Source organism: Kribbella sp. NPDC051936, from assembly GCF_040680955.1.
Lineage (GTDB): Bacteria > Actinomycetota > Actinomycetes > Propionibacteriales > Kribbellaceae > Kribbella.
Window position 1 is genome coordinate 424,609 of the sequence record NZ_JBFAXS010000003.1, and the last position, 17,754, is coordinate 442,362.

20 protein-coding genes are annotated in these 17,754 nt (G+C 68.3%); 3 read left to right on the forward strand and 17 right to left on the reverse strand.

Translation table 11 applies throughout. From position 1 onward, the window contains the following. Positions 1–6: 6 nt before the first annotated feature. Together AB0L64_RS12265 and AB0L64_RS12270 are read left to right on the forward strand one after the other, a co-directional pair. Positions 7–1,281, forward strand: a complete 1,275-nt coding sequence (locus tag AB0L64_RS12265; protein WP_363710207.1) for a neutral zinc metallopeptidase — start codon at positions 7–9, stop codon at positions 1,279–1,281. Further along, a complete protein-coding gene (locus AB0L64_RS12270) occupies positions 1,281–2,201 on the forward strand; it encodes a neutral zinc metallopeptidase (RefSeq protein WP_363710208.1) in 921 nt (306 codons plus the stop codon). The genes AB0L64_RS12265 and AB0L64_RS12270 overlap by 1 nt, the downstream gene beginning before the upstream one ends. On the opposite strand, the gene AB0L64_RS12275 is transcribed toward AB0L64_RS12270, so the two are convergent. After that, positions 2,194–2,649: a GNAT family N-acetyltransferase gene (locus AB0L64_RS12275; RefSeq protein ID WP_363710209.1), complete on the reverse strand. Its 456-nt coding sequence runs from the start codon at positions 2,647–2,649 to the stop codon at positions 2,194–2,196. The genes AB0L64_RS12270 and AB0L64_RS12275 overlap by 8 nt on opposite strands. Positions 2,650–2,882: 233 nt before the next feature. Here AB0L64_RS12275 and AB0L64_RS12280 point away from each other — a divergent pair, with 233 nt between their 5' ends. After that, positions 2,883–3,773 (forward strand): hypothetical protein, encoded by an 891-nt coding sequence (locus AB0L64_RS12280; protein ID WP_363710210.1) that lies wholly within the window; start codon positions 2,883–2,885, stop codon positions 3,771–3,773. 84 nt (positions 3,774–3,857) lie between these two features. On the opposite strand, the gene AB0L64_RS12285 is transcribed toward AB0L64_RS12280, so the two are convergent. From AB0L64_RS12285 to AB0L64_RS12360, 16 genes are all read right to left on the reverse strand, one after another. Beyond that, the gene (locus AB0L64_RS12285) at positions 3,858–4,382 is read right to left on the reverse strand and encodes a hypothetical protein (RefSeq protein ID WP_363710211.1); all 525 of its coding nucleotides are present in this window, start codon (positions 4,380–4,382) and stop codon (positions 3,858–3,860) included. A gap of 39 nt (positions 4,383–4,421) precedes the next feature. Continuing rightward, positions 4,422–5,126: a hypothetical protein gene (locus AB0L64_RS12290; protein ID WP_363710212.1), complete on the reverse strand. Its 705-nt coding sequence runs from the start codon at positions 5,124–5,126 to the stop codon at positions 4,422–4,424. 90 nt (positions 5,127–5,216) lie between these two features. Beyond that, positions 5,217–6,221, reverse strand: coding sequence for a BadF/BadG/BcrA/BcrD ATPase family protein (locus AB0L64_RS12295; RefSeq protein ID WP_363710213.1), 1,005 nt, complete (start codon positions 6,219–6,221; stop codon positions 5,217–5,219). After that, positions 6,209–7,465 (reverse strand): 6-phospho-beta-glucosidase, encoded by a 1,257-nt coding sequence (locus AB0L64_RS12300; RefSeq protein WP_363710214.1) that lies wholly within the window; start codon positions 7,463–7,465, stop codon positions 6,209–6,211. Before AB0L64_RS12300 ends, AB0L64_RS12295 begins: the two co-directional genes overlap by 13 nt. Further along, complete coding sequence (locus AB0L64_RS12305; RefSeq protein WP_363710215.1) at positions 7,462–8,346, reverse strand: carbohydrate ABC transporter permease; 885 nt, start codon at positions 8,344–8,346, stop codon at positions 7,462–7,464. Before AB0L64_RS12305 ends, AB0L64_RS12300 begins: the two co-directional genes overlap by 4 nt. Continuing rightward, a complete protein-coding gene (locus tag AB0L64_RS12310) occupies positions 8,343–9,272 on the reverse strand; it encodes a sugar ABC transporter permease (protein ID WP_363710216.1) in 930 nt (309 codons plus the stop codon). The genes AB0L64_RS12305 and AB0L64_RS12310 overlap by 4 nt, the downstream gene beginning before the upstream one ends. Continuing rightward, a complete protein-coding gene (locus tag AB0L64_RS12315) occupies positions 9,269–10,597 on the reverse strand; it encodes an ABC transporter substrate-binding protein (RefSeq protein ID WP_363710217.1) in 1,329 nt (442 codons plus the stop codon). Before AB0L64_RS12315 ends, AB0L64_RS12310 begins: the two co-directional genes overlap by 4 nt. A gap of 11 nt (positions 10,598–10,608) precedes the next feature. Beyond that, complete coding sequence (locus tag AB0L64_RS12320) at positions 10,609–11,796, reverse strand: ROK family transcriptional regulator (RefSeq protein ID WP_363710218.1); 1,188 nt, start codon at positions 11,794–11,796, stop codon at positions 10,609–10,611. A 173-nt stretch (positions 11,797–11,969) separates the two neighbouring features. Next, the gene (locus AB0L64_RS12325) at positions 11,970–12,935 is read right to left on the reverse strand and encodes a DUF2891 family protein (protein ID WP_363710219.1); all 966 of its coding nucleotides are present in this window, start codon (positions 12,933–12,935) and stop codon (positions 11,970–11,972) included. 9 nt (positions 12,936–12,944) lie between these two features. Continuing rightward, positions 12,945–13,952, reverse strand: coding sequence for a DUF979 domain-containing protein (locus AB0L64_RS12330; protein WP_363710220.1), 1,008 nt, complete (start codon positions 13,950–13,952; stop codon positions 12,945–12,947). Next, positions 13,949–14,653, reverse strand: a complete 705-nt coding sequence (locus AB0L64_RS12335; protein WP_363710221.1) for a DUF969 domain-containing protein — start codon at positions 14,651–14,653, stop codon at positions 13,949–13,951. Before AB0L64_RS12335 ends, AB0L64_RS12330 begins: the two co-directional genes overlap by 4 nt. A gap of 151 nt (positions 14,654–14,804) precedes the next feature. After that, entirely contained in the window at positions 14,805–15,482 is a 678-nt protein-coding gene (locus AB0L64_RS12340; RefSeq protein ID WP_359938413.1) for a uracil-DNA glycosylase, read from the reverse strand. Positions 15,483–15,622: 140 nt separating this feature from the next. After that, a complete protein-coding gene (locus AB0L64_RS12345) occupies positions 15,623–16,129 on the reverse strand; it encodes a DUF1990 domain-containing protein (protein ID WP_363710222.1) in 507 nt (168 codons plus the stop codon). Then, positions 16,029–16,418 carry a YndJ family transporter gene (locus AB0L64_RS12350; RefSeq protein ID WP_363710223.1) on the reverse strand — a complete coding sequence of 130 codons (390 nt, stop codon included), beginning with the start codon at positions 16,416–16,418 and terminating at the stop codon, positions 16,029–16,031. Before AB0L64_RS12350 ends, AB0L64_RS12345 begins: the two co-directional genes overlap by 101 nt. Next, positions 16,322–16,660, reverse strand: a complete 339-nt coding sequence (locus AB0L64_RS12355; protein ID WP_363710528.1) for a YndJ family transporter — start codon at positions 16,658–16,660, stop codon at positions 16,322–16,324. The genes AB0L64_RS12350 and AB0L64_RS12355 overlap by 97 nt, the downstream gene beginning before the upstream one ends. A gap of 32 nt (positions 16,661–16,692) precedes the next feature. Then, positions 16,693–17,709 carry an LCP family protein gene (locus tag AB0L64_RS12360; protein WP_363710224.1) on the reverse strand — a complete coding sequence of 339 codons (1,017 nt, stop codon included), beginning with the start codon at positions 17,707–17,709 and terminating at the stop codon, positions 16,693–16,695. Positions 17,710–17,754 lie beyond the last annotated feature (45 nt).

The following is a 17,754-nucleotide window of genomic DNA, read 5'->3' on the forward strand; positions in this document are numbered from 1 at the left end:
CCATCGTTGCCTGAGTCCGAGGAGGGTACGCCGGAACCCGGACACTTCCTGCCCGGCGGCGATCCCGCACCCGGTTCGCGTCCGCTGACCCTGCAGACCGCACAACCCGCCCGTCTGGGCAGGGCGCGCTCGACATCGTTCGACGAGTCGTCGATGCGCCGCAAGGCCCGTCCGCTGCCCACCGAGCCCGGCACCACGAGCGAGTACAGCGGCCCGCCGGCCGCGCCGCTCACCGGAGGCCCGCTCCCGCCGCTGACCGGCACCCGCCGCGTCGGCGGTTCCCGTCCGTCCGGCTGGCACTCGAACCCGTCCCGCTCCGGCGCCCAGTTCACCACGGAGCCCGCCCCGGCCGCGCCGCCGCGCCAGTACTCCCGCCCCGTCGTCGCCGGCCTGTCGATCCTGGTCGTCGTGATGCTCACCGCCGCCACCATCGGCGGCTTCAAGCTGGTCAACTCCTACGGCGTCCAACGCCCCCTGTCCCAGCCATCGGTCAAGAAGTCCGAGGCCCCTGCCCCCATCCCGCCGGACCCGACAGTCACGGTCACCGTCCAGGGGGTCCCGGACATGGTCCGCCTGCAGCAGAACAAGATCTACGCTGCCGGGAAGGTCGTGTCGGTCAGCTGCAAGGAACCGGCGATCAAGCCGGACTCGCAGTCGGCGATCCTGCGCTACTACCGGGCCCTACTGCCCTGTCTGAACAAGGCGTGGGAACCACTGGTGACCAAGGCCGGGTACGACTTCCGGGCCCCGAAGCTGAAGCTGCAGTCCAGCCAGGCCACGCCGGGCGAGGACTGCACCGGTGAGTCCGACACCGCCTACTACTGCAGTGCCGACGAGAGCATCAACATCAGCTGGAAGAGCGATCTCGAGTACTACAAGGACGAGCCGCTCGCCGCCCGGGTGTGGATGCTCGACACGATGGCGCACGAGTACGGACACCACGTCCAGCAGATGACCGAGATGATCACGGCGTCCTTCTCGCGCGAAGGCTGGACGAAATCCAAGGCGATGAAACTCGAATGGGCCCGGCGCCGGGAGCTGCAGGCGACCTGCTTCGGTGCGGCCTTCCTCGGGGCGAACAAGACGTCGCTCGGCCTGTCCGGCAACAAGCTGAAGCTCTGGCAGTGGGAGGCGCAGCACTCCGGGGACGAATACGCCACGGACAAGGTTCGCGACCACGGGTCCCGGAAGAGCAACTGGGCCTGGTCCGACCCAGCTTTCAAGGCCGCCGACCCCAAACTCTGCAACACCTTCACCGCCCCACCCGCCAAGGTGAGCTGATGCTCCGTCGGCTGGAGGCGGTGATCGCGATCGGCGCCTTGTTCGGCTTGGTGGGCTGTGCGCGCACCGAGCCCGTTGCGGTGGTGTCGCCGACGAGCATCCAGGCGGCGACGCCCACACCTACACCCACGCGAACACCGATACCCACGCCGACGCGGCGGTCCACATCTGGCCGGCCGGCTCCGACCGACTGGTCGAATCTGACCGACCCGGTGCTGCACCACAAGCTCTACTCAGCAGGCAAGGTGCCCGCTGTGCGGTGCGCGCTGCCGCAGCCGAACCTGACCTCCAAGGCGGCGATGGTCGCGTATGCCAAGGTGCTTGTCGGGTGTATGGACAAAGGGTGGGCGCCCGTGGTGGGGAAGTCCGACGCGGTTCTGACTCCGCCTGAGGTGTTCGCCTACTCCTCGAAGCGTCCGGCGGCGACGCCGGAGTGCTCGGACCCACCTACGACCTCCGGCGCGTTCTACCACTGGAGCGGCCTCACCGGGAAGATCTGTTTCGCGGTGGAGAGGTACCTAGGTGCGGACGACCCGGTAGCGAACACGATCGACTTCCAACGGATGATCGCGCACGAGTACGGCCACCACGTGCAACGGTCGGTCGGCATTCTGACGCTGTACACCGAGTTGATGCACGGGAAGTCCGAGACGGGTCAGCTCGAGGTGCTGCGTCGCAAGGAGTTGCAGGCGAGCTGCCTCGGTGCGGCCTTCCTGGGCGCCAACAAGGCGGCCTTCCGGCTGTCCGGGGAGCGCCTGGAGATCTGGCGCTACATCGTGCAGCACGTCGGCGACGAGTACGGCGAGGTCCGCGACCACGGCTCCCGCAAGAATCACGGCTACTGGTCGATCCGGGCCTTCGGCAGCGCGAACCCGGCGTCGTGCAACACCTTCACCGCTCCGGCGAAGCGGGTCAGCTGAGTTTGAGTTTGAAGCCCTCGTGGGAGTTGGTGAAGCCCAGGGTGGTGTAGAAGCGGTGGGCGTCGGTGCGGGTCTTGTCCGAGGTGAGTTGGACGAGGGTGCAGCCGCGGGTGCGGGACTCCTCGACGGCCCAGCGGATCAGGGTGCTGCCGAGGCCGGAGCCGCGGGCGGGGGCGGCGACGCGGACGGCCTCGATCAGGCCGCGGGTGGAGCCGCGGCGGGACAGGCCGGGGATGATCGTGAGCTGCAGCGTGCCGATCACCTCGTCGTTGCGATCGGCAACCATCAGCAGCTGGTTGGGGTCGGCGTCGATCTGTTCGAAGGCCGCCAGGTACGGCGTCAGGTCGTCGAGCGACTCGCGGGTGGCGCCGAGTTGGTCGTCGGCGATCATCGCGACGATCGCGGCGACGTCGGCGGCGGTGGCCCGGCGGATCAGCACATCGTTCATACCCACAGGATCGCAAACGCCTGAAGCGGTTCAGCCGCCAGGGTAAGGACCGAAGCCCAAAGACAGTGATTGCCTTATGCAAACACTCTTCGTTGCCCGCCGCGCCCGGAGAACTGTTTGCCTTCGGCACCTGAGGGTACGAGTCATACTGGACACCACTGCATCCGCCCGTGCCGGGGTTGGTGCAGTCCTGTGCCGACAGCGGATGCGGGCCAGTCGGAAGGGTTCATCCGATGTCAGCATTAGCAATCGACTTCACCCAGCCGTTCGAAGATGCCTTCAGCAAACTGCTGTCGTTCATCCCGAACCTGCTGGGCGGTTTGGTCATCCTGGTCGTCGGCTACTTCGTGGCCAAGATCCTCGGCAATCTCGTCGGCCGGTTGCTCGGCCGGGTCGGGTTCGACGGCTGGATGGAACGGGCCGGCGTCTCCGGCGTGCTGCAACGGTCGGGCACGGGGCTGACCGCTTCGGCGATGCTCGGCAAGGTCGTGTTCTGGTTCGTGTTCCTGATCAGCTTCACGATGTTCGCCTCGGCGCTCGGCGTGCCGGAGATCTCGAACTTCATGAGCGACATGCTCGGGTACATTCCGCGGATCTTCGCCGCGATCGTGATCGTCTGCCTGGCGGCGCTGTTCGCCAACTTCCTGGCCGCGATCATCCGCGGCGCGACCGGGAACGAGACCCTCGCCAAGGTGGCCCGGTACGCGGTCCTGGTGTACGCCGCGTTCGCCGCCCTGACCCAGCTCGGCGTCGCCGTCCAGCTCACCGGCAACACGCTGCTGATCGTGCTCGCGGGCGGCGCACTCGCTCTCGGTCTGGCTTTCGGCCTCGGGGGCCGCGAGATGGCCGGCCGCGCGCTGGGCAATCTGTTCGACAAGGACAAGATGGTCAAGCCCGCCGACCAGAACGGCATGGACAACGGCACGGCCGCGTACCCGGCTCAGGGCAACTACCAGGGCAGCTACCAAGGCCAAGCCGAGTACCAGGGCGACTACCAGGGCGACTACCAGCAGCCCACGCAGCAGATGCCGCAGGCACAGCCCGAGCAGCACCCGGCCGCGCACAGCGCCGGCAACTGGTCCAACGGAACCCGGCCGAACGGCAACTGGCAGCAGGGGCAGTAACCGGGCGGTTCTCCTCGAGAACGGGCGGCAACCCCACCGGGTTGCCGCCCGTTGCTCAGCAACAGCAGACAGGTGCGGGGCCCGTCAGTTGTTGTCGGGGCCTGCCTTGCGGACCTCTTCGACCTTGGTCATCGCCTCGCGGAGGTCGGCCAGCCAGGTCTCGCTGTGCTGGGCCACGAGTTTGACGCACCAGCTGAGGGCGTCGCTGCGGGAGCGGGCCACGCCGGCGTCGACGAGGGTGTCGAGGACCTGGCGTTCGGGCTGGCGGAGCCTGGTCATCACCGGCGCGGACAGCGAGGTGAAGACGGTCCTGGTCTCACCGCAGCGCACGCCCCAGGCGACCTTGCGCCGGGTGGCGTGCTCCAACTCGCGGGCGATCTCGATCCGGCGGTCGCGGGTGTCCTCACGGAACTGCTTGATCCGCCCGCTCTCGGCGGCGGAGCGCTCGGCGGCGCTCACGTCCTTGGTCTGCTCGGGTGCGGAGATCCGGCCGACGATCAGGATCTCGTCCCGGTCGATCTCCAGCTCGGTCTCGCCCTCGAACCAGTCGCCGGGCAACCGCCCGGTCAGCCAGCCCCGCACCTTCTCCTGCTCTGTCTGCGTACTCATGTAATCATGATTACACCGAAGCAGGTCGAGCTCAAGGACCTAGTGGTACTGCACGGTGTACGCCGCGTGCGCGTCGCCCTGTGACAGCCCGACATTCGACACGCCGATCGCCAGCGTGTGCCGCGTGACGTCGTTGCGATACGTCACGTACGTCGTGCCGGCCGCGCCCTCGGTGGCGATCCGCGTCCAGTGCGGGCCGCCCGTCGCCGCGACCGCGTGCAGCTGCTGCGCCGCGCGAGGTGTCGCGTAGTACGCCGTCCACTTCGTGTCACCGCGGCCCCAGGCGCGGACGAGGTTGTCGGCCCACTGACCCGCGTTCCACGCCTTCGGTTCGCCGGTGAACTTGGCGGTGTACGCCGCGTGCCAGCCGTTCGCCGCGCGCAGGCCGACATTCTGGACGCCGATCGTCAGGTTCCCGCCGCGCGCGTCGTCGTGGTACGTCACATAAATCGTCCCCGCGGCGCCCTCGGTGGAGACGCGCCGCCAGTGGATGCCGCCGGGCGACGCCTGTCCGAAGAGCGTGCGTGAGGTGGCCGTCGAGGCGTAGCAACCGGCGGTCGCGGTGTCTCCGCTGCCCCATGCGCGGACGAGCCGGTCGGCGTACGTCACCGCGGAGACACTCGCCGCGGAACCGCGGCAGGTGGTGGTTGTCGCATCGGCCGGCGCGGCACCGGTGAGGAGCAGCGGTGCGGTCACCGCGAGTGCGGTGGTGGCGCCGAGACCCATGATCCTTCGAATCATCATCGACCTCCCGAGTGGATGTGGTCCTACTGGTGGGACGCCACACCGCACTCGGGAGTTTGCATCGGTCTCGAATGAAACACGGCTGCAATATCAGGCCACCGGCGGTGGCGCGAACGCCGCACGCAGCCGTTCCTGAGCGCTCGCTCCGGCGGCGGTGTGGTCAAGACCGAGCAGCGCCGCGCCAACCACCGGCGGTACGTCGACGACGCGCGGTATTGCTTTCGGCGCGATCTCGGCGAGCAACCGCGTGACCTGGTCGAGGAGGACCGGGTGCCCCGCGGTCAGGACGCCGCCGCCGAGCACCACCGTGACCGGTTCGCTGAGCAGGTCGAGCCGCCGCAACGCGCTCGAGGCCATCGCGACGATCTCCTCGGCCTGCTGCTGAACAATGCCCATGGCAACAAGATCACCGGCGCCCGCGACCTGGAACAGCACCGGCCCGGCTTCCAGCTGCCGCTCGGCCGGCAGGTCGCCGAGGTGGAAGGCCTCGATCACCGCCGTCAGTGTCGGCAGCCCGTAGTGCGTCGGCAACGCGGTCCGCAGGGCTGTCGCCGGACCGCGTCCGTCCTCTGCCCGTGACGCCGACCAGAACGCCTCCTCGGCCAACTGTGCGCCGCCGCCCCAGTCGCCGGTCAGTTTCCCCAGCGCCGTGAAGCGTGCGGTCCGCCCGTCCGGCAGCATGCCTGAGCAGTTGATGCCCGCTCCGCACACCACTGCGACCCCGCGCGGCTCGTCGACCCCGGACCGGAGCAGGGCGAACGTGTCGTTGGCGACGTACACCGACTCGGCCCAGCGGCGGTGCTCGAAGGCAGCGGTCAGTTGCTCGACCTCGACCGGCAGATCGGCGTTGGCCAGGCAGGCCGAGATGTGTTGCACCAGCGGTACGTCGCCAACGCGCACACCGGCCTCCGCTGCGGCAGCCCGCACCAGTGGCTCCAGTCCGTCGACAGCTGCGGCCGGGCCGATCCGTTGCGGTTCGAAACCGGGCCCACGCGCCGTACCGAGCACTGTGCCGTCGGCGGCGACCAGTGCGACGTCCGTCTTGCTGTTGCCGGCGTCGAAGGCGAGGACGCCGCCCGGAACTAGTGCGCCCATGGCAGGTAGTCCTTGTTGTGCGCCAGCAGCTTGTCCGTCAGCTCTTGCGCGACAGCGATCTGGCTGACCAGCGGATGCGACAGCAGCGCCTGGAACACGCGCTCGGCTCCACCCTTCACAGCGGCCTCGAGCGCCAAGTCCTCGTACGCCGTCACATGCGCGACCAGTCCGGCGTACAAGGGCTCCAGTGGAGACACCGGCACCGGCCTTGCGCCCTCTGCGTTCACCGTGGCCGGTACCTCGATGACCGCGTCGTCGGCCAGGAACGGGAGCGTGCCGCTGTTGAGGGTGTTGACCACTTGGACGTCACCGGTGTTGTTGAGCAGTGACGAGGCGAGTGCGACGGCGGCCTCCGAGTAGTACGCACCGCCGCGCTTCTCGAGCAGGGCGGGCTTCTCGTCGAGCTGCGGGTCGGCGTACATGTCCAGCAGCTCTTTCTCGAGTGCAGCGACCTCAGCGGCCCGGGACGGCTTGGTGCGCAGCTCCTGCACCACCTCGTCGTGCGCGTAGTAGTAGCGCAGGTAATACGACGGTACGACGCCGAGCTGCTGTACGACGTGAGACGGGAGATGCAGGTCGTCGGAGATCTCGCCGAGGTGGTCGGCAAGCAGCTTCGGCAGCATGTCTTCGCCGTTGACGCGGACCGCTCGCTCCCAGGTGAGGTGGTTCAGCCCGACGTGGTCGAGCGTCACCTGCTCCGGTGTGACGCCGAGCATGGCGGCGAAGCGACGCTGGAACCCGATCGCCACGTTGCACAGTCCGACGGCCTTGTGCCCTTGCGACAGCAGGGCCCGCGTAACGATGCCGACCGGGTTGGTGAAGTCGATGATCCACGCGTCGGGGTTGGTACGCCGTACCCGCTCGGCGATGTCCAGCACAACGGGCACGGTCCGCAGCGCCTTGGCGAGACCGCCCGCACCCGTCGTCTCCTGGCCGATGCAGCCGCACTCGAGCGGCCAGGTCTCGTCCTCGTTGCGCGCCGCCTGCCCGCCGACGCGCAGCTGGAGCAGGACGGCGTCCGCACCGTCGATGCCCGCGTCCAGGTCCGACGTCGTGATGACCCGGCCGGCATGGCCTTGTTTCGCGAAGATGCGCCGCGCCAGCCCACCGACCAGCTCCAGCCGGTCGGCCACCGGATCGACCAGCACCAGCTCCGAGACCGGCAAGGTGTCCCGCAACCGGGCGAATCCGTCGACAAGTTCAGGCGTATAGGTGGACCCGCCACCGACGACTGTCAGTTTCATCCCTTGACCCCTGTCAGTGTGACGCCCTCGATGAAGGCTTTTTGGGCGAAGAAGAACAAGATGATGACCGGGGCCATCACCAGGAGCGTGGCTGCCATCGTGAGGTTCCAGTTCGTGTGGTGTGCGCCCTTGAAGGACTCCAGGCCGTAGCTGAGGGTCCACGCGGCCGGATTCTCGCTGGCGTAGATCTGCGGGCCGAAGTAGTCGTTCCAGCAGTAGAAGAACTGGAACAGGGCCACGGCCGCGATCGCGGGCTTCGCCATCGGCAGCACGATCCGCACCAGCGCCTTGAACTCGCCGCAACCGTCGACCTTGGCGGCGTCCACGTAGTCCTTAGGGATCGTCAGTAGGAACTGCCGCAGCAGGAAGACCGAGAACGCGTCGGTGAACGCCATCGGGATGATCAGCGGCCAGAGCGTCCCGGACAGGTGCAGTTGCTTGGCCCAGAACAGGTACATCGGCACGATCACCACTTGTGGCGGCAGCATCATCGTGGCGATCACCAGCATCAGTACGACGTTACGGCCGCGGAACGTGAAGCGGGCCAGGGCATAAGCGACCGGGATGCTCGACAGCAACGTGAGCGCTGTGCCGAGTCCGGCGTACAGCAAGGTGTTCTTCCACCAGGTCAGGAAGCCGGGTGTCTCCCAGACGGTCCGCAGGTTCTCCCAGTGCCAGCTGTCCGGCCACAGGTCGCGGGTGAGCGCCTGCTGGTCGCTCATCACTGCGGTGAGGAAGATGAACACGAACGGCAGCACGAAGAACAGCGCGGCCGCGATGGCGAGTGAATGGACGCCGATCCAGTACAGGAATCGGGTACGGCGTGCCGTGCGCGCGGCCGGCGTCAGCGTGACCGGAGACGAGATCGCGGTGGCGGTCATGCCGCGCTCCCTTCACTCATCGACCGCATCAGGAAGGCGGTGAACACCATCGCGAGCGCGAACAGCACGAGGGCGATGACGGAGGCCCCGCCGGTGTCGAAACGCTGGAAGCCCAGGTGGTACACGAGTTGCGGCAACGTCAACGTGGACTTGTCCGGGTATCCGGGCTCGAACTGCTGGCCCGCCCCGCCGATCACGCCGCTCGCGACCTTTCCGGCGACGAGCGGCTGTGTGTAGTACTGCATCGTCTGGATGACGCCGGTGACGACGGCGAACAGCACGATCGGCGAGATGTTCGGCAGTGTCACGTACCGGAACCGCTGCCACGCGCCCGCTCCGTCCAGCGACGCCGCCTCGTACTGCTCCTGCGGTACGTCGAGCAGGGACGCCATGAAGATGACCATCAGGTCGCCGATGCCCCACAACGCCAGCATCGTCAGGGCCGGCTTCGACCAGGCGGGGTCGTTGAACCAGCCCGGCTGCGGCAGTCCGATGCTGCCGAGAATGCTGTTGACCGGCCCGGTCCCGGGGTTGAGCAGGAACGCGAACGCCATGGTCGCGGCGACGGGAGGGGCCAGGTACGGCAGGTAGAACGCCGTACGGAAGAAGCCGGCGCCGGTCTTGACCTTGGTGATCAGCAGGCCGATGCCGAGCCCGAAGGCCACCCGCAGCGTGACCATGACGACGACCAGCCACAGGGTGTTGCGCAGTGCGGGCCAGAAGAACGGGTAGTCGGTGAAGACGTACTGCCAGTTCTTCCAGCCGGTCCAGGTCGGCGGCGTGAACCCGTCGTACTTCATGAAGCTGAAGTAGACCGTCGAGACCAGCGGGTACAGGAAGAAGACGCTGACCCCGATCAACCAGGGGGACAGGAAGGCGAGGTTGCGGAGCGTCTCGGTGCGGTGCTTCTGCCTCAGCGACGTCATTTCGCCTGGGCCAGGTCTTTGTCGATCTGCTCGTCGGTCTTCGCCAGGCCGGCGGCAAGGTCAGGCACCTTGCCCGCTTCGTGGGCGTAGCCGAAGTCCTGCAGCGTGAGCTGGTAGGCGCCGCCGTTCGGGCTGGCCGGTGTGGTGTTGCTCCTGGCGTGCTGGGCGATGCCGAGGAAGACCTTGAAGTTCTCGTCCGCGGTGAGCTTCGGGGAGCCGATCGCTGCCAGTGTGGACGGTACGTTGTGGATCGCGTTGGCGAAGCTGACCACCGCGTCGGTGTCGGTGGTCATGAACTTCACCAGCTCCCAGGCCGCGTTCTGCTTCTGGCTGGTGCCGGCGATCCCGATCACCGTGCCGGACAGGTAGCCCTTGCCGTAGCTGTCGGCCTGTGCGTCGGGCACCGGGAACGGCGCGACGCCGATGTCGAACGTCACTCCGGCCTCGCGGGCCATCCCGAGCCGCCACTCGCCGTCCATCGTCATCGCGACTTGGCCGGTGTGGAACGGGTTCTTCGCGCCGAACTCGTCGCCGAACGTGGCGCGGTACTTCTCCAGCTTCGCGAATCCGCCGAGCTGCTCGACCAAACCTTTCTGCCATTTGAGCATCGCGGCGAAGGCCGGGTCCTTGGCCAGGTTCGATTTTCCGTCCGGCGTGAAGTACGTCGCGTTCCAGAGCGCGGCGAAGTGCGTGGTGGTCGACTCGTAGCCGTGGAAGTTCGGCATGAAGCCGAGCCGGCTGTAGCTGTCGCCCGTGACCTTGGTGAGCTTCTTCGCGACCGTGTCGAACTCGGACAACGTTTTCGGCGGCGCTGTGATCCCGGCGGCCTTGAAGGCGGTCTTGTTGTAGTACAGGCCGTAGGCGTCGTTCAGGAACGGCAGAGTGCAGCGTTTTCCCTGGAACTGTGTGTAGTCCTGCAGCGGTTTCGGAAACGTCGTGTCCAGCTCGATTCCCGACCTGTCCAGGAACGGCTTCAGGTCGGCGAAAACGTTTGACGCGCAGAACGTGCCGACATTGTCGGTGGTGAACGACGACACCACGTCGGGTGCGTTGGCGCCGCCCGCCCGCAGCGCCTGCTTGATCTTGTCGTCGTTGATGTTGCCAACGACCTTCACGTGGATGTTCGGATGCTTCGCCTCGAACGCCTTGACGTCGGACGCGATCGCGGCCACCTCGCCGGGGGCGCTCCATCCGTGCCAGAAGGTGATGCTGACGTCCTTCGTGGCATCGTCGTCGGCCTGCGGTGCGTTCGATGTCCCTGTGCAGGCGGTCGCGAGAAGCGCGACGGCGGCGGTGCCGATGACGGCACGGGTGAAGCTCTGCATCCGGTCTCCTACTAGGTGATGGGTGGCCCCGCGGTGTCGAAGACCTCGTCGCGGGTGGTGCTCAGTGCGGACTGGAGTGCTCCGGAGAGCACGGGGTCGGTGCTGATCGCGGTCATCAACAGCTGCGGCCGCGGCACGGCGAGATCGGCGAGCTCGTCCTGGACCAGGCCCCGCAGCCGCTCGCCGCCCGCGGTGATGACACCTCCGGCCAGCACGATCAGCTCCGGGTCGACGACCGCGACGATCGCGGCCAGACCGACCGCGAGCCGGTGCGCGAACTCGTTCAGTACGTCGTCGCCCGCGCCCTCGGTCTGCAATGCGAGCGCGATCGCGGCCTCCGGCGTCCGGGCCTTCAGACCGTGCGAGCGGGCGAGCTCCAGGACCGGCTCGCCGCCGGCGAGCTCCTGGAAGCCGCCGGCGTTGTTGCGGCCGACGTTGCGGACCAACGGCGTCCCCGGCAGCGGCAGGAACGCGACCTCGCCGGCGCCGCCGGTCGCCCCGCGGTGCAGGCGGCCGTTGATGACGATCGCGGCGCCGATGCCTTCCTCGCCCCAGAGCAGCACGAAGTTGCCGTGCTGCCGGGCGTGGCCGATCCGCTGCTCGGCGATCGCGGCCAGGTTGACGTCGTTCTCGACCTCCAGCGGTACGGCGATCGTGGCGGCCAGCTCGTCCAGCAGGTGCGGGGCGTGCCAGCCGGGCAGGTGGGTCGCGTACCGCAGCCGGCCGGTGGTCGGGTCGAAACCGCCCGGGGTGCCGATCGAGACCCGGTGCAGGCGCTCACGGCTCAGACCCGCCTCGCCGGCCGCGCCCTCGATCGCCTTGACCACGCGGTCGACTGTGCCCTTGGCGCTGCGGCCCGGGGTGGCCAGCTCGTAGTGGCCGACCACGTTGCCGGTCAGGTCGGCGACGGCGGCCCGGATGCGGGTCGGCGTCACGTCCAGACCGCCGACGTACGCGATGTCGCCGTTGATCTCGTACAACTGCGCGTTCGGGCCGGGACGGCCCGCGGTGGTGCCGCTCGGACGGACCAGCCGGGCCGCCTCCAGCCGCGCGAGCAGCTGAGACGCGGTCGGCTTGGACAGCCCGGTGAGGTTGCCGAGCGTGGTGCGGGAGAGCGGGCCTTGGCTGAGCAGCAGGTCCAGGGCGGCGCGGTCGTTCATCGCGCGCAGCAGGCGCGGCGTTCCGGGTGTTGTTGCCATGAGCCAACCCTGCCTCCCTTCGCCGCCCGCGGGTACTCGCCGCGCTGAGAATCCGAACTGTTAGGAAAGTTTCCTATTAGCCGGAGACCGTACGGCGGGATGACGGCAGGTGTCAATCGCCGCGCGGAATCTGGTCCGCGCGGCGGTGAAGGGCAGAGCTGGAAAGGGCGGGTCTACGCCTGGTCGGCCAGGAGGGCGAACGACACCAGCCAGTGCGTCGACATGAAGTCTCCGTCGGTGACCGTCGGCAGCACTGCCTCGACCTGACGCTCCGCACCAGCCCGCAGCAGGTCGGCCACGTCGGGGAGAGCCGGTGCGATCGTCCGCAACTGCCACGCGCGTGACAACGCCAGCCCGGACAGGTGCGCCAACTGCCCATCGCCCGAGTCGTCGGTGATCGGCACCTCGAGCAGATGCCCATGGGCGCTCGTCCCCAGCCCGGGCAGAAACGCGGACAACCAGCTCGTGAACTCGGCATCCGGCAGCACCCGGCGCATCAGCTCGGCCTCCGACAACGCCGGCGACAGGAAGTCCGTGCCCGACGGCTCGAACCTCGTGGCGTACGCCGTGTCCTCCCCGAACCACTCCAGCGCGCGGGCCCGGATCGAATCCACCACGTCGGCGCGACCCAACTCGTCGTACGCCTCCAGCAACAAGGCGAGCGCGAACGCCGAGTTCAGGTGGACGCCGTGGCGCACCGGATACGCCTGCTTCGGCAGCCAGGCGAGCACCAGATCCGCGATCACCTCACCCAGCGGAGCGACCGCGTCCGCCCACTGCGTCTTGCGGCAGGCGGCGACCAGCATCGCCGCCCAGGCCCAGCCGTACGGGCGTTCGTACGACGGGCGCTCGCGCAGGTACGCGGCCTCGACGGCGATCGCCTCGGGTGTCAGGCGCCGGTCGAGCACCTCGATCGGGCGGCTGCCGACCTGGTCCGGCGCCAGCGTCAGCAACCGGACCAGGGACCACTGCATGTGTGCGCTGGAGTGCCAGTCGTAGGAGCCGTGGAAGGCCGGGTGCAGGCGATCCGGGGTCACGTCGACGTCGTCCGGGCCGTACGACGCGTGGGCCGCGCCGTACGGGTACGGCGTCTCGAGCGCCTCGCAGGCGATGTTCGCCCAGGCGGCGGCGTACTTCATGGGACTCCTCTAGAAGGCGAAGACGTACATGATCAGGATGTTGCAGGCCAGCAGCGGGACGGCGGTCGGGACCTGCGCCTTGATCGGCCCGTACTGGTCTTTCATCTCGAGCAAGGCCGCTGGGACCAGGTTGAAGTTCGCGGCCATCGGCGTGCAGAGCGTGCCGCAGAAGCCGGCCAGCATGCCGACCGCGAACACGACCGCGGGCGTGCCGCCGAACTGCTGCACCAGCAGCGGCCAGCCGACCGCGGCCGTCATCACCGGGAACGCGGCGAACGCGTTGCCCATGATGATCGTGAAGACCGCCATCCCGATGCAGTACAGGGCGACCGCCGCGATCAGCGAGCCCTTCGGGATCAGGTGATCGGTGACCCGGCCGACGGCCTTGCCGACACCGGAGGCGTTGAACAGCAGGCCGAGCGTGGCCAGCATCTGCGGCAGGATCGCCGCCCAGCCGATGTGCTCCAGTAGTCGCCGGCCTTCGTGCAGCGGGACGCCGGGGCTCTGTGTTGCATTCTTTCCCCACCCCACCGCCCCGGTCTGGGGCCTGAGCAGCACCATGCCGACGATCAGCGCGAGGATCGACGCGACCCCGAGGCCGATGATGGTGGCGGACCCGGTCTGCAGCAGCGGCGTGCCGTCGCCGAGTTTCACCTTGGCCAGCCAGGCCCCGAAGATCGCCGCGACCACCGGGATCACCAGTGCCGGGAGGAAGAGCTTGTTGCCGAACCGGTCGGCGAGGTGCACCCGCTCGGCCGGCGTCGTCGTCCGCTCCTCGCCTTTGCCCGGGAAGCCGGAGCCGGCCAGCACCGCCAGGCCGATCACCGCGATGCCCAGCAGCCAGGCCGGTGCCTGCTTGTTCACCACGAACGTGCCGTAGCCGAACGACAGGCCGAGGATGCCCCAGAACGCCGCGCTGCCGATCCGCTTCGGGTTTGTGCGGTCGTTGAGCACCTGGAGCGCGATCAGGACGAAGAAGACCCCGCAGAGCCAGTAGAACCACTCGACCTTGATCATCGGGCTACCTCCTTCTCCGCCGCCTTGATCTCGGCCGCGAGCCTGTCCAGCTTGCGGTCGAGCAGCAGCAGCCGAGCGCCGTGGATGAGCAACGCGCAGATGCCGGTCGGGATCGCCCAGAGCGCGATGTCGATCGCCTCCAGGTGCAGGCCGTACGTCGCGTCGACGAAGCCGGTGATCAGCAGGATCGAGCCGATCGCGACGAAGATGTCCTCACCGAAGAACAGCCCGACCGTGTCGGCGCTGGCCGCGAAGCCCTTGATCTTCTCCTGGAGCTTGTCCGGGAGCTTGCCGCCGTACCGGCGTTCCGCGGCGCCGGCGGCCATCGGGTGGATGAGCGGCCGGACCGCCTGCGCGGGACCGCCGATGCTGGTCAGGCCGAGGGCCGCGGTGCCCTGCCGGATCAGCAGGTAGACGGCGAGCAGGCGGCCGGTGGTGACGACCTTGAGCCTGCCGATCAGCTTGCGGGCCTGCTGCTGCAGGCCGTAGCGCTCGATCAGGCCGATGACGGGCAGCGTGACGATGAAGACGGTGACGGACCGGCTGCCGGCGAAGCCGTCGCCGAAGGCGTTCAGGATCTTGACCGGCGACAGGCCGCCGATCAGGCCGGCGACGATACCGGCCGCCGTGACGACGAGCATCGAGTTGATCCGGAGGGCGAACCCGACGACCACCACCGCGATGGCGAGCAGAACCCACATGGTTCCTCCCGGGAGGGACAGGGCGATTCCGCTCACCTTAGGAGATTGTTGAACGATCCTGCAATGGATCATTCGAACAAATCTTTCGCCACATGACAACGCGCCGTGACCCGATGGGTCCGGCGCGTCGTCGTGTCTGGCGTGGGAACTGTTAGGGGAGGCGCCAGTCGACCGGCTCGGCTCCTTGCTCGACCAGGAGGGCGTTGACGCGGCTGAACGGGCGCGAGCCGAAGAAGCCGCGGTCCGCGGACATGGGGCTCGGGTGCGCGCTCTCGACGTACGGCGTGCTGCCCAGCATCGGCTTCAGGGTCTGCGCGTCGCGGCCCCACAGGATCGCGACCAGCGGGCCGCCGCGGTCTACCAGCGCGTGAATGGCCTGCTCGGTGACGCTCTCCCAGCCCTTGCCGCGGTGGGCGCCGGACTTACCGGGCTGCACGGTCAGCACTCTGTTCAGCATCAGCACGCCCTGGTCCGCCCATGGCGTCAGATCACCGTTGGACGGCGCCGGTACGTCGACGTCCGCCATCAGTTCGCGGTAGATGTTCGCGAGGCTCCGCGGGATCGGCCGTACGTCGGGGGCCACCGAGAAGCTGAGCCCCACCGGGTGGCCGGGCGTCGGGTACGGGTCCTGCCCGACCACAAGCACCTTCACCTCGGCCAGCGGTCGGTGGAACGCGCGGAGCACGTTCTCCCCGGCCGGCAGATAGGCCCTGCCCGCGGTGATCTCTCCGCGCAGGAACTCACCCATCTGCGCCACAGTGCCTTCGACCGGGGCCAACGCCTCGGCCCAGTCCGGCGCCACCAGATCCGACAACGTCTTGGGACTCACCCGCCACAGTCTCGCAGTACTACGGCTCGCAATGCACCCCGGGTTGTCGCCTGCTGTTCGCGTGTCGCTCGAGTGCGGGTCTTGCCCGCCAAGGTACAAAGGTCGCGGCCCCGCAAAGGTATGAGCTTGCGGGGCCTTTGCTATGCGGACAGGTGGCGTAGGGCTGCCGCATAGCGGGTGGCGGCGTAGTGCTGGGCCGTGCGGGTGAGAGGGCCGGCGACGCGGGTGTACCAGGTGGCTCCGCGGCTGTACGCGCGGATGGTGACGTGGACGCCGTCGGAGTCACTGGTGACGAGGAAGGACTCCTCACCGGCCTCGGGGTGGCCTTGCAAGGTGCCGTACGCGAAGCCGATGCGGTCCGGCTCGTCGACGACCCGGACGACGCGGCAGGGGATCGGCAGGCCGAGTTGGGTGCGCGTCCGGAGGGGTGGGACGAGCAGCCCGGGGCCGAGGCGTCCGAGCGAGTCGGTGCCGACCTCGGGCGGTGTGGACGTCGCCGTCACCGGGATACCGGCGGCGCGGTGCATACGCCACGCCAGCAACGCGTCAGCAGCCCGCCGGAACACCTCGTCCCCCGCGCCGATCCGCTCCCGGTACTCCAGCCGGTGATAACCCTCGGGCGTCTCGTCGTACTCCGTGCAGCCCACCTCGTCGTACGTGAACGGCAACCTTGCCAGATCCTCCAGCCTCATCGGGCTCCTTCCCGTCGCATCGCCAGCACACCGCACAACCCGAAGCCAATCGCATTCGCCACCCGTGCGTGGCAACCATCCACTCCAGGGGCAGGTACGGCGTGTCCACCACATGTCCCAGTGCCCAGCTGACGGCCAGCAGCATCGTCAGCACAAGCACCGAGCCGGACACGACCAGCAGCACGCCTGTTGTCCGGTCCGTCCGCCGCGACCGCCGCCACAGGTTCCAGCCGACCAGCCACATGCCGGTGCGGTGTACAGAGCCACCTGTCGCGGTCTGAGCGTTCTCTGCTGGAGGAGATGCCGCGCGGCCAGTCCGATGAGGACGAGTGTCCCGGTGAGGTAGATGGACGCCAGAGTGATCGACACCGCGCCGCGCGGCAGCCACAGCGCGACTGCTCCGGGAACGGCGAACGCGAACCACCAGCGGGTGCTGGTGGTTCGCGTCGGGAGGAGGGTGAGGCCGAGGGGTACGACGATGAGCATCCCCAGGCTCACCACCGCGTGGACGAGGAAGATCAACTGCTCTTCAGGCCGGAGGTGTTGTCGTTCTTGATGGCGTCGAAGAGAGCCTTCGCCTTGGCCGTGTCCCACTTCACCGCGGAACCCCGGTTGCAGCACAGGCCGTAGTTGTCGTCGCTGGTCGGCACGCTCAGCGCGACTCCGCCGCTGCCGGAGATCGCCTGCATGCCGCGCGCGAACCGGACGAAGTCGAACAGGCTCATGTCCTGGTCCACGGTCAGGGCGTCGACGCCCTTGGTCGCGACATTGAAGTACCGGACCGGGTTCAGGAACGTCGACGGCGAGGCGGCCTTCTTCGCGACCGCGCCGACCATCTGCCGCTGCCGCTCGGTGCGGCCGAAGTCGTTCTTGCCGTCGGCCTTGCGGGACCGCACGTAGCCGAGCGCGTTCACACCGTCGAGCTCCTGGCAACCGGCCGGCAGGTCGATGTGCGCGTCCTTGTCCTTCATTGCCTTCGGCAAGCACATGTTGATGCCGCCGACGCTGTCGATCACCGACGCGAAGCCGCCGAAGCCGACCTCGACGTAGTGGTCGATCCGCAGCCCGGTGTTGTTCTCGATGGTCTGGATCAGCAACGCCGGGCCCTTGTTGAAGGCGGCGTTGATCTTCTGCTTGCCGTCGACGCCGGGGATGTTGACCGCACTGTCGCGCGGGATGCTGATCAGCACCGTCGGCCCGGACTTCGGGACGTGCATCAGCATGATCGAGTCGGTCCGCGGCGGTCCCGCGTCACCGCCGGTGTGCAGCCGTGCGCGCTCGGCCCGGCTGAGGTCCTCGCGGGCGTCCGACCCGACCATCAGGTACGTCGTGCCGGGCGTCTCGGCCGGCCGCTGACCGGTCGGCATCGCCTCGATCTTGTCGATCCGGCTCCACGCGTAGAGCGGGACCGCGATCAGCATGAGGACGAACAGCAGGACGATCAGTCCGACGGTCCGGAGGAACCAGTTGCGGCGCTTCTTCGGGCGTCGCGACGGGTTCGCGTATCGCGGGTCGATGGGCTGCGTTTCACTCATGGCCACGACCGTATCGGTGCCCGGCGCCGAAACACGTCACCCCGG

Coding starts and splice junctions, on each gene's coding strand:
- AB0L64_RS12270 (WP_363710208.1), top strand. CDS start 1,281: ATGCTCCGTCGGCTGGAGGCGGTGATCGCGATCGGCGCCTTGTTCGGC.
- AB0L64_RS12275 (WP_363710209.1), bottom strand. CDS start 2,649: ATGAACGATGTGCTGATCCGCCGGGCCACCGCCGCCGACGTCGCCGCG.
- AB0L64_RS12280 (WP_363710210.1), top strand. CDS start 2,883: ATGTCAGCATTAGCAATCGACTTCACCCAGCCGTTCGAAGATGCCTTC.
- AB0L64_RS12285 (WP_363710211.1), bottom strand. CDS start 4,382: ATGAGTACGCAGACAGAGCAGGAGAAGGTGCGGGGCTGGCTGACCGGG.
- AB0L64_RS12290 (WP_363710212.1), bottom strand. CDS start 5,126: ATGATGATTCGAAGGATCATGGGTCTCGGCGCCACCACCGCACTCGCG.
- AB0L64_RS12295 (WP_363710213.1), bottom strand. CDS start 6,221: ATGGGCGCACTAGTTCCGGGCGGCGTCCTCGCCTTCGACGCCGGCAAC.
- AB0L64_RS12300 (WP_363710214.1), bottom strand. CDS start 7,465: ATGAAACTGACAGTCGTCGGTGGCGGGTCCACCTATACGCCTGAACTT.
- AB0L64_RS12305 (WP_363710215.1), bottom strand. CDS start 8,346: ATGACCGCCACCGCGATCTCGTCTCCGGTCACGCTGACGCCGGCCGCG.
- AB0L64_RS12310 (WP_363710216.1), bottom strand. CDS start 9,272: ATGACGTCGCTGAGGCAGAAGCACCGCACCGAGACGCTCCGCAACCTC.
- AB0L64_RS12315 (WP_363710217.1), bottom strand. CDS start 10,597: ATGCAGAGCTTCACCCGTGCCGTCATCGGCACCGCCGCCGTCGCGCTT.
- AB0L64_RS12320 (WP_363710218.1), bottom strand. CDS start 11,796: ATGGCAACAACACCCGGAACGCCGCGCCTGCTGCGCGCGATGAACGAC.
- AB0L64_RS12325 (WP_363710219.1), bottom strand. CDS start 12,935: ATGAAGTACGCCGCCGCCTGGGCGAACATCGCCTGCGAGGCGCTCGAG.
- AB0L64_RS12330 (WP_363710220.1), bottom strand. CDS start 13,952: ATGATCAAGGTCGAGTGGTTCTACTGGCTCTGCGGGGTCTTCTTCGTC.
- AB0L64_RS12335 (WP_363710221.1), bottom strand. CDS start 14,653: ATGTGGGTTCTGCTCGCCATCGCGGTGGTGGTCGTCGGGTTCGCCCTC.
- AB0L64_RS12350 (WP_363710223.1), bottom strand. CDS start 16,418: ATGTGGCTGGTCGGCTGGAACCTGTGGCGGCGGTCGCGGCGGACGGAC.
- AB0L64_RS12355 (WP_363710528.1), bottom strand. CDS start 16,660: ATGCTCATCGTCGTACCCCTCGGCCTCACCCTCCTCCCGACGCGAACC.
- AB0L64_RS12360 (WP_363710224.1), bottom strand. CDS start 17,709: ATGAGTGAAACGCAGCCCATCGACCCGCGATACGCGAACCCGTCGCGA.